This window comes from Corallococcus llansteffanensis, from assembly GCF_003612055.1.
In the GTDB taxonomy this organism is placed as follows: Bacteria; Myxococcota; Myxococcia; order Myxococcales; family Myxococcaceae; genus Corallococcus; species Corallococcus llansteffanensis.
In genome coordinates, this window is record NZ_RAWB01000415.1 from 1 (window position 1) to 8,892 (window position 8,892).

An 8,892-nucleotide genomic window follows, 5' to 3' on the forward strand; every position below is an offset into this window, starting at 1 on the left:
GGACGGGACCGGGAGGCGGCGGCATGGCGGCGCCCGCGGCCGCTCCGCCCTCGCCCGTGGAGTCGAACAGTGAAGACTCCTTCGCGCAGGAAGAAGAGAAGGACCAGGGCGGCGAGGGCGGAGCGGCCGCGCCCACCCGCGCGTGGTTCCCGGAGACGTTCCTCTTCGAGCCGCTGGTGGTGACGGACGCGAGCGGCGCCGCGACGGTGCCCGTGCGCGTGCCGGACCGGCTGACGCAGTGGCGGGTGCTGGCGCTCGCGCACTCGCGCTCCGGCGCGCAGGCGGGGGCGGTGACGTCCTTCGCGGGCACGCTGCCCACCTACGTGGATCCGGTGCTGCCGCCCTTCCTGCGCGCGGGCGACACCGTGCGCCTGCCGGTGCAGGTGGTGAACACCACCGACAAGGAGGTGGTGGCCGCGCTGAAGGTGGACGTGCGGGGCGCGCAGGTGGAGGACGGCGCGCGCACGGTGAAGGTCCCCGCGCGGGGCAGCGCGGTGGCGCTGGTGACGGTGCGGGCCCAGGGCGCGGGGCCGGTGACGGTGCGGGCCTCGCTGGGGGACACCGACGCGGTGGTGCGCGACTTCGACGTGTGGGCCACCGGGCAGCCCGTGGTCCAGACGCGGGGCGGGTCGCTGGCGGCGCCGCGCACGCTGTCCCTGGTCGGGCCGGCGGACGCGCAGCCCGGCAGCGAGCGGGTGCGGTTGCAGGTGTACCCGGGCGCGCTGGGCGTGGTGCGCGCGGAGCTGGCGGCGGTGGAGCGCCGGACAGCGGGCCTGGACCTGGCCGCGGATGCGTACGCGCTGCTGCTCGCGGGCCAGGCGCCGGAATTGCTGAAGGCGCTGGGCGAGACGCCGGACGCGCAGGCGCTGAAGGCCCTGTCGATGGTGGCCGGGCAGCGCGTGCTCCGGGCCGCGCGCGCGCCGTCGGTGGACGTGGCGACGCGGCTGGCGGAAGCGGCGCTGGCCCACCCGGACAACCCGGTGCTCGCGCGGCTGGGCGAGCGGCTCGTGGGGACGGTGGCGAAGGCGCAGCGGCCGGACGGCACCTGCCAGGGCGGCGAGGGCTGGACGCTCCAGCGGTTGCTGGTGGCGACGGCGGACTGCGCCCGCACGGTGCGCGCGGCGACGGGCACGCCCGAGGGGAAGCAGCGCGCGCTGGCCTTCACCGCGCGCTCGGCCGGGGTCTTCGAGCGCTACCTGCCGCAGGTGAAGGACGGCTACACGGCGGCGGTGCTGCTGGCCGAAGGCGCGGTGACGGGCTCCGTGGCGGACGCGCTGCGCACCCGCGTGCGGGACGCGCTGAAGCCGGGCGCGGACGGCACCGCGTCGCTGCCGGTGGAGCCGGGCATGGTGCGCGCGGACGGCGCCACGCCTTCGGAGGTGGAGGCCACGGCCATGGCGGTGCTCGCCCTCCAGGGCGATGCGAAGGCGCCGCTGGCGGACCTGGGCGCCTTCCTGCTCGCGCGCTACACGCCGGGCCAGGGCTGGGGGGATGGACAGGCGAACCGCGTGGGCCTGCGCGCCGCGCTGGTGCTCTTCCGCGAACCCCTGCCGGCCCAGGTGCGCGTGACGCTCGCGCGCGACGGGCAGACCGTCACCGAGGGCACCTACGACGCGAAGGCGCTGCGAGAGGTGCTGGCGCTGGAGGCGGCCGCGCCGGGTTCGGCGGGGACGCACACGTGGACGGTGCGCGCGGAGCCCGCGGTGCCGGGGCTGGGCTTCTCGCTGTCGCTGGCCGCGGCGGTGCCGTGGAAGCGCGAGGAGAAGGGCGGCCTGCAGCTGGCCGTGGTCGCGCCGAAGGAGGCGCGCGTGGGGCAGCTCTCCGACGTGCGGGTGCAGGTGGGCGCCCCCTCGTCCCTGCCGCTGCTGTTCCAGCAGGAGCTGCCCGCGGGCGTGCAGGTGGACCCCGCGAGCCTGGAGGCGCTGGTGGCCACGGGCCGGGTGACGTCCTGGGACGTGCAGGACGGGGCGCTGTCGCTGCGCCTCGCCCCGCGCGCGCAGGGGGAGCTGATGCAGGTGGACTTCCGCGTGCTGCCCACGCTCGCCGGGACGTTGCAGGCGGGCGCCTCGCGGCTGGGCGTGCCCGGCCGGCCGGACCTCGCCTCGTCGCTGCCGCCCACGTCCTGGGCGGTGCGCTGAAGCCCTGCCGCCGCATCAGGTCGGGTCATTCTCCACTCCCGGTCCGGAGGGCTCGTGGCTCCGTCCGGCAGTGGACGGCGGTGGAGGCGGACGGCGGAGGTGTGGGAGGGGCCCGTCCCGGCGAGCGCTCCGCGCGCGGTGCAAACGCTGCGCGCATGCGTACACTGCAAGGCACACGGCAGGCGTGACAGTGCGCGGCCCCGAGAGGACACGGATGGAGCTTGAAGGCTCCGAGCGGGAGGAACTCACCCACGCCCTCCAGGGCGCCTTCTCCTCGGTGGAGGACCTCCACCGGATGGTCACGGTGAAGTGCGGCCGGGACCTCGTGCCTCCCGTGGAGCGGGAGGGGGTGGCCCGGGCCCGTGCGCTCGTGCGCACCGCGGAGGCGGAAGGGTGGACGGACACGCTCGTGCGCGGCGCGCAGGCGGCGGCGCCCGGCCATCCGCGCCTGCGCCGCTTCCTCCAGACGTACTTCTCCTCCGTGCAGCGCAGCGTGTCCGGCAGCGCGCTGGCGCGCATCGTCCAGGCCTCGAAGCAGGCGCTGACGCCGGAGGCCTGGCGCGACCGGCTGGCCACCCTGTCGCGGCGCGTGTGCCGCGTGGAGTTGGACGGAGGCCGCGCGCTGGGCACGGGCTTCCTGGTGGCGCCGGACGTGGTGCTCACCAACTCGCACGTCATCGAGCACCGGCTGGTGGAGGCGCTGCGCGTGCGCTTCGACCTGAAGGTGCTGCCGGACCGCATCGCGGTGCACCCCGGCCGCGTGTTCGCGGTGACGGCGTGCCTGGCGCAGAGCCCGCACAGCCCGGCGGACCTCATGCACCCCCGTCCGCGCGAGGCCACGCACGACGAGCTGGACTACGCCTTCCTGCAGATCCAGGACGCCCCCGGCGAGGAGCTGCTGGGCGCCCGCCCGCGCGGCTTCATCCCGCTGCCCGCGTCGCCCACGCCCTTCATCCCCGGAGGGCTGGCGCTCGTCGTGCAGCACCCCAAGGGCCGGCCGATGCAGGTGGCGCTGGACACGTTCCAGGCCGTCAACCGCTCGCACACGCGCGTCACGTACTGCACCAACACGCACCCGGGCTCGTCCGGCTCGCCGTGCTTCACGCAGGACCTGGAGCTGGTCGCGCTGCACCACAGCGGCGACCCGCGCCCCGGCCACGAGGCCGCCGAGGACGACGAGGGCATCCCCCTGGAGGCCATCCGCGCCAGCCTGTCGCCCGGGGTGCTGCGCCGCCTGGGCTGGGACTGAAGGGCCCGCGCGCGCGAGACGGGCATGCGGGGCCGGGGTGGGGGGCTGCTATCGTCCCCGCGCATGGGCCTTCCAGCTCGAAACCGTGGGACCGCGTGGGGCCTGCTGTGCCTGCTGCCGACGCTCGCGCTCGCGGCGCCGCGCTTCAGCGTCGCGGGCCTGTCCTCCAACAACGAGGTGCGGCTGCGCACGTCCACCGTGCACGTGGAGACGGTGCTGCGGGTGGACCTGCTGCCCGCGGATGCCGAAGGGGGCGTCACGGGCGCGGGCGCGGCGGACACGCGGGTGACGGTGCTGGTGGATCCGCTGCTCGCCGCGGACGGCACGCAGGTGCCGGTGACGGTGCGCATGGGCAGCTCGGCAGGCGGCGCGGCGGACGCGCCCATCTCCGTGCGGCAGCCGGTGACGGTGACGCTGTCGGCGGACCTGCCCGCGCCCGGGGAGTACAAGGGCCGCGTGGTGCTGCTGGCGGACGGCGCGCGGGAAGTGACGCCGCTCTTCGTCCAGCGCGCGGAGGCGGCGCCGACGGTGCAGTTCTACCCGGTGGCGCCCGCGCGCGGCTGGACGCTGGGGCCCTTCTCCGGGAAGGCCACGGTGCGGCTGTCCTTTCGGGAGACGGCGGGCGTGGGCGGCCCCGTGGGGCCGGCGGCGGTGGTGCAGCTGGACCGCAAGGAGGGCGGGGCGGGCAATGGCGCCGCGCCCGTGCAGGCGCAGGACGCGCGCTGGACCTTCCGGGGCGCGGACGGAGAGCCGGAGGGGCCCGGCGCCGGGGGCGTCCTCCAGGTGCCCGCCCATGGCACCGGCCTCTTGAACCTGGACGTGTCCGGGCTGCCGGAGTCCGGCGAGTACACCGGCACGGTGCGGCTGCTCGTGCCCCAGGGCACGCCGGTGGAGCAGACCTTCACCGTCTGGGTGAAGACGCCCGCCATGTGGGGCGCGTTCCTCATCTTCCTGGGCGTGGTGACGTCCGCGGCGGTGCGCTTCTACGTGCAGCGCGTGCGTCCGCGCGTGACGCTGCGGGGCCGGGCGGAGGCCGCGCGCCACAAGCTCCAGGAGCTGGTGCCCGCCCGTCCGTTGGAGCGCGAGGCGACGGTGGCCGCGTCGCTGCGGCGGCAGGTGGACGCGCTGCTGGAGAACATCCAGCGACCGCTGAGCGGGCTCGCGGTGCAGGACTCCGTGCTGGCGCTCTTCGAGGCGCGCCTCCAGTTGTTCTCGCTCTGGTCCGCCCTCCTGCGGCAATTGGAGGGGCTCAAGGGCGTGGCCCTGCTGGACGCGGAGCGGAAGCTCAAGGCGGTGGAGGCGCTGCTCCAGAACGACCAGGCCACGTCCGCGGACTTCACCGAACAGGCGCAGTCCCTGCGCACGCTCGACCTGGAGTCGGTGGCCCGCGCGGTGCTGGAGGCGCGGCTGTCGGAGCTGGAGCAGCAATCCCAGACACTGATGACCCAGCGCGGGGATGACCCCGTGAGCCACCGGCTCCAGGGCGAACTGCCGCTGTACCTGCTGCGCGCGCGGCAGCAGCTTCCGGGGCCCGACCTGGACGCCTCCCGCAGGCTGGTGGAGGCCGCGCGCGAGGCGTTCCTCGAAATCCTCCTGTCGGACCTGGAGGGCTCCATCGGCGGGCGGGAGCTGCCGGGCGGCTTCACTCCGGAGGAGTGGGCGGAGCTGCGCGCCCAGGTGGGTGAGAAGCTCGTCAAGGCGCGCGCGCGCAAGTCGGCCAGCGTGGACGAGGCCTTCCTGTACTACCAGTCCGCGCATGCGCTGTACCTGCGCGCGCTGGTGGACAACCTGGACGAAGCGGTGGCCGCCGCCCAGGTGGAGGCCGGGGGGGATTTGAGCACCCGGTTGGACTGGGAGACGGAGGTGGACGCGCACCTGGACGCGGCGCGCGCGCACCTGGACCGGGGCGAGGCGAACCTGGCCGCGCCGGAGTACCGCGCCGCCCGAGAGCTCTTCGCGCGCCACGCCACGCTGCGCCAGCGGGCCGCCGCCGCGGGCAGCCGGATGCAGGTGCCCCCGGCCCTTGAATCGTCGGTGACGCTGGACCCCTTCTCCCAGAAGCCCCAGGAGTCTCCGCCGCCGCTGCCCGGCGCGCCCGCCGGCGGCAGCCTCACGCCCCTGCCTCCCCCGGGCGGCACCACGGGCGCCGAAGCGCTGGTGAACCTGGACTGGATCCCCCTGCCGAAATCGCGCGACCTGTGGAAGGTGGAGCTCGCGGTGCTGGGGATGATGTCCATCATCGCGGTGCTGCTGGGACTCCAGGTGCTGGACGTCTTCGCGCCCACCTGGGGCGGCTCCGGCGGGTGGATGACGGCCTTCCTCTGGGGCTTCGGCCTGCATCAGGTGGGCAACGCCACCTTCGACGGGCTGTGGGGCATGGTGTCGAAGCTGGACACCCGGTAGCTCAGGCCTGCTTGCCGCGGATGGCGCGCGCGGCCAGCCGGTCCAGCAGCCCGGGGGCCACCAGCTTGAGCACCTGGCCCACGCGGCCCGCGAGCGTCATCACCACCTCGCGCTGACGGCGCTCCATGCCGCGCAGGATGAGGGCCACGCAGGTGTCCAGGTCCATGGTGGCGCCCTCCTCGTCGCGGGGGCTCTTGCCCAGGGGCTGTCCTTCCGCGCCCAGCGCGTGCGCGCGGATGTCCGTGGCCACGAAGCCCGGCGACACCACGAGCACGTCCGTGCCGGAGCCCAGAAGCTCGATGCGCAGCGAGTCGAAGAAGCCCTGCATGGCGTGCTTGCTGGCGGCGTACCCGGTGCGCGTGGGCACGCCCGTCTTGCCCGTCAGCGAGGAGATGGCGACGAGCAGCCCCTTGCGGGCCTTGAGGTACGGCAGCGCGTGGAAGGTGCAGTGCACCGCGCCCAGGTAGTTGATGCGCATCAGCCGCTCGAAGAGGCCCAGGTCCTTCACGTCCTCGAAGCGCGCGTGCATGGTGACGCCCGCGTTGTTGACGAGCACGTCCACGCCGCCGAACGCCGCCACCGCGCGCTCCACCAGCAGGCGGCACGCCTCCGGGTCGCCCACGTCGGTGGGCACCGCGAGCGCCTTGCCGCCCGCCGCCTCGCACCGGGCCTGCACCCGCTCCAGCGCCCGCGCGTCGCGCGCCGCCAGCGTCACGTTCGCGCCCCGGGCCGCCAGGGCCACCGCCAGCGCCTCGCCGATGCCCGCCGAGGCACCGGTGACAATCACGGACTTTCCTTGCATGGGCCGCATCCTCGCAGGCGCGTTCCTGGCGCGTCGAGCGGGGGGCCCGGAAAGGACAACGGGCGGGAAGGGCGTGAAGCCCCACCCGCCCGCGACTACGCCCGGAGGCGCACTCCGACTAGCACTCCTGGAGGCCGTTACACGTCAGGATGACCGTCATGCCATTGGAACAGGTGCAGGTATCCGTGACGGCGGCAACGCGAACAATCTCAGCCTTGGTGTACATGGGAGTCTCCGTATCGAAGGTGTGTGTGTGGAACGTGAACGACTAGCAGTCGGAGGACTGGACGAGCCCGGTGCAGGTCGTGGTGGTGGTGGTCATACCGCCACCGCAGGTGCAGGAGTCAACGACGGCGGCGACGCGGACGATCTCGGCCTTGGTGTACATGGTGGTGGTCTCTCTTTGGGGTGTGGTGTGTGGGTGTGGCGGGAACGACTAGCAGTCGGACTGGATGAGCCCGCTGCAGGTCGTGGTGGACATGCCGTTGCTGCAGGTGCAGGAATCAACGACGGCGGCGACGCGGACGACTTCGGCCTTGACGTACATGGTGGTGACCTCTGTTTCGCGGGTGGAGACCGGAACAGGGGCGAACGCCCCCGCGCCGGCAGTGGAGGCCCGCGGCCCCGCACAAGCGAAGGGGGACCGGCTCCAGGCACCTGACGGCTCGCCGAGGCGTGGCATGTGGCGTCCCCTCAAAAACAGGTCCGGGGTCGGTCCTGCGAGTGTTCACCCGGAGAATGACTGTCTATTCGGAGAGTAGATGGGCTTGGTAACAACCGGTCAACATAAATTCACGGGAAGTGGCTGTTACGCAGGGAGACATGTTTAGCCCCTGTAGAATGACGCACCGCCTAACCCTGTTTTACATGTTTCAAGACGCGCTCAGCCATGAACGCCGAGGATGCGCTCCGCGAAGTGGAGGCCGGTGATGAGGAGCAGGCCGCACAGGAAGCCCCCCACGCGCTTTCGCGAGTCCAGGCCCCGTCGCAGCTCCGGCAGCAGGTCCACCGCACCGATGTAGAGGAACGAGCCGCCGGCGATGGCCAGCACGGTGCCCTGGAGCGAGGGCAGGTGCCGGGTGCCCAGCAGCACCGCGGCGGCGCCGGCCACGGCGGTGAGCTGCACGCCGCCCAGCGCGACGAGGGACCGGACGCGGGACCAGCCCGCGGCGCGCAGCAGGGCGTAGTCGCCCACCTCCTGGGGCAATTCGTGGACGATGACGGCGAACGCGGTGGCGAAGCCGGCGTTGGGGGACACGAGGAAGGCGGCCGCGACGGCCGCGCCGTCGCCCACGTTGTGCAGCGCATCCGACGCGAGCAGCGCCGCGGGCAGGGTGGGCGCGCCGTGCGAATGCACGTGCCCGGCGGCGGCCTCGACGTGGTGGTGGTGGTGACCCAGGGCCCACTCCAGGAGCGCGAGGATGACGAAGCTGCCCAGGGCCCACGTGAAGGCAGCGTCGCCGAGCGCGGCCACGGCCTCTGGCAGCACCTCCAGGAAGACGGCGGCCAGCAGGGTGCCGGCGGCGAAGGCGACCAGCGCGGGCAGGTGCCGCTGCAACCAGCGCTCGGACAGCACGCCGCCCGCGAGTCCGGCCAGGCCGTCCAGCCCCACGGCGATGAAGACGAGGAGGACGGTCTGGGAGTCCATCACCCGGCCGTCAGCCACGCGAGCAGGGCCTGGGCGCTGTCCACGTGGACGAAGTGGCCCGCGTCCGGGAGGGTGGCCACGGGGCAGCCAGCGGCCTCCAGGCGTCGGGCGCTCTCGTCCGGCACGTACCGGCTGCGGCCGCCCCGGATGCAGCGCGCGGGCGGGTGCACGGGGCGCTCCACGGCGGGCCACAGGTCCTCGCCGTTGACGCGCTGGTGCAGGCGGAAGAGGGCGTCGCGGTCGAAGCGCCAGCGCACGCCGTCGCCGTCGGGCACCAGGTTCATGAGCAGCCAGTCCGACAGGTGCTCGGACAGGCCCCGGCCGGTGAGGTCCGCGCGCAGGGCCCGGCGGTTGTCGGCGCGGGGCGGGGCCTTCAGGAGGATGTCCAGGACGAAGCCGCTCTCCGACAGGTCCAGGGGCACCGGCCCCGGGGCGATGTCCAGCAGGGTGAGGCTCTTCACGCGCTCGGGGGCGTGGAGGCTCGCGGCGAGCGACACGCGGCCACCCAGCGAGTGGCCCACCCAGTCCACGGCGCCGGTGAAGCCCTGGGCGCCCAGCGTGTCCGCGACGTCGCGGGCGAGCGAGGACAGGTCGGCGTCCGGGGTCAGGGCGGGGGACTGGCCGTGGCCGGTGAGGTCGGGCAGGAGGAGGC

General features: G+C 74.1%; 6 protein-coding genes. 3 read left to right on the top strand and 3 right to left on the bottom strand.

Annotation, left to right across the window (positions count from 1 at the left end; translation table 11 throughout):
• The 3 genes from D7V93_RS30230 to D7V93_RS47485 form a co-directional block, all read left to right on the top strand.
• On the top strand, nucleotides 1-2,138 hold a 2,138-nt coding region (locus D7V93_RS30230; RefSeq protein WP_120646691.1), incomplete at its 5' end, for an alpha-2-macroglobulin family protein.
• Nucleotides 2,139-2,352: 214 nt separating this feature from the next.
• Complete coding sequence (locus tag D7V93_RS30235) at nucleotides 2,353-3,387, top strand: trypsin-like peptidase domain-containing protein (protein ID WP_120646686.1); 1,035 nt, start codon at nucleotides 2,353-2,355, stop codon at nucleotides 3,385-3,387.
• Between the two features lie 63 nt (nucleotides 3,388-3,450).
• A complete protein-coding gene (locus D7V93_RS47485; RefSeq protein ID WP_158623894.1) occupies nucleotides 3,451-5,790 on the top strand; it encodes a hypothetical protein in 2,340 nt (779 codons plus the stop codon).
• A 1-nt stretch (nucleotide 5,791) separates the two neighbouring features.
• Here D7V93_RS47485 and D7V93_RS30245 read toward each other — a convergent pair whose 3' ends face one another.
• The 3 genes from D7V93_RS30245 to D7V93_RS30260 all read right to left on the bottom strand — a co-directional run.
• Nucleotides 5,792-6,601 carry an SDR family oxidoreductase gene (locus D7V93_RS30245; RefSeq protein ID WP_120646687.1) on the bottom strand — a complete coding sequence of 270 codons (810 nt, stop codon included), beginning with the start codon at nucleotides 6,599-6,601 and terminating at the stop codon, nucleotides 5,792-5,794.
• Nucleotides 6,602-7,475: 874 nt separating this feature from the next.
• On the bottom strand, nucleotides 7,476-8,240 hold the full coding sequence (locus D7V93_RS30255) for a ZIP family metal transporter (protein ID WP_120646689.1): 765 nt from the start codon (nucleotides 8,238-8,240) through the stop codon (nucleotides 7,476-7,478).
• Nucleotides 8,240-8,892: alpha/beta fold hydrolase (locus D7V93_RS30260; protein ID WP_120646690.1), on the bottom strand; the 653-nt coding region annotated here is incomplete at its 5' end. The genes D7V93_RS30255 and D7V93_RS30260, both read right to left, overlap by 1 nt.

Coding starts and splice junctions, on each gene's coding strand:
- D7V93_RS30235 (WP_120646686.1), top strand. CDS start 2,353: ATGGAGCTTGAAGGCTCCGAGCGGGAGGAACTCACCCACGCCCTCCAG.
- D7V93_RS47485 (WP_158623894.1), top strand. CDS start 3,451: ATGGGCCTTCCAGCTCGAAACCGTGGGACCGCGTGGGGCCTGCTGTGC.
- D7V93_RS30245 (WP_120646687.1), bottom strand. CDS start 6,601: ATGCGGCCCATGCAAGGAAAGTCCGTGATTGTCACCGGTGCCTCGGCG.
- D7V93_RS30255 (WP_120646689.1), bottom strand. CDS start 8,240: ATGGACTCCCAGACCGTCCTCCTCGTCTTCATCGCCGTGGGGCTGGAC.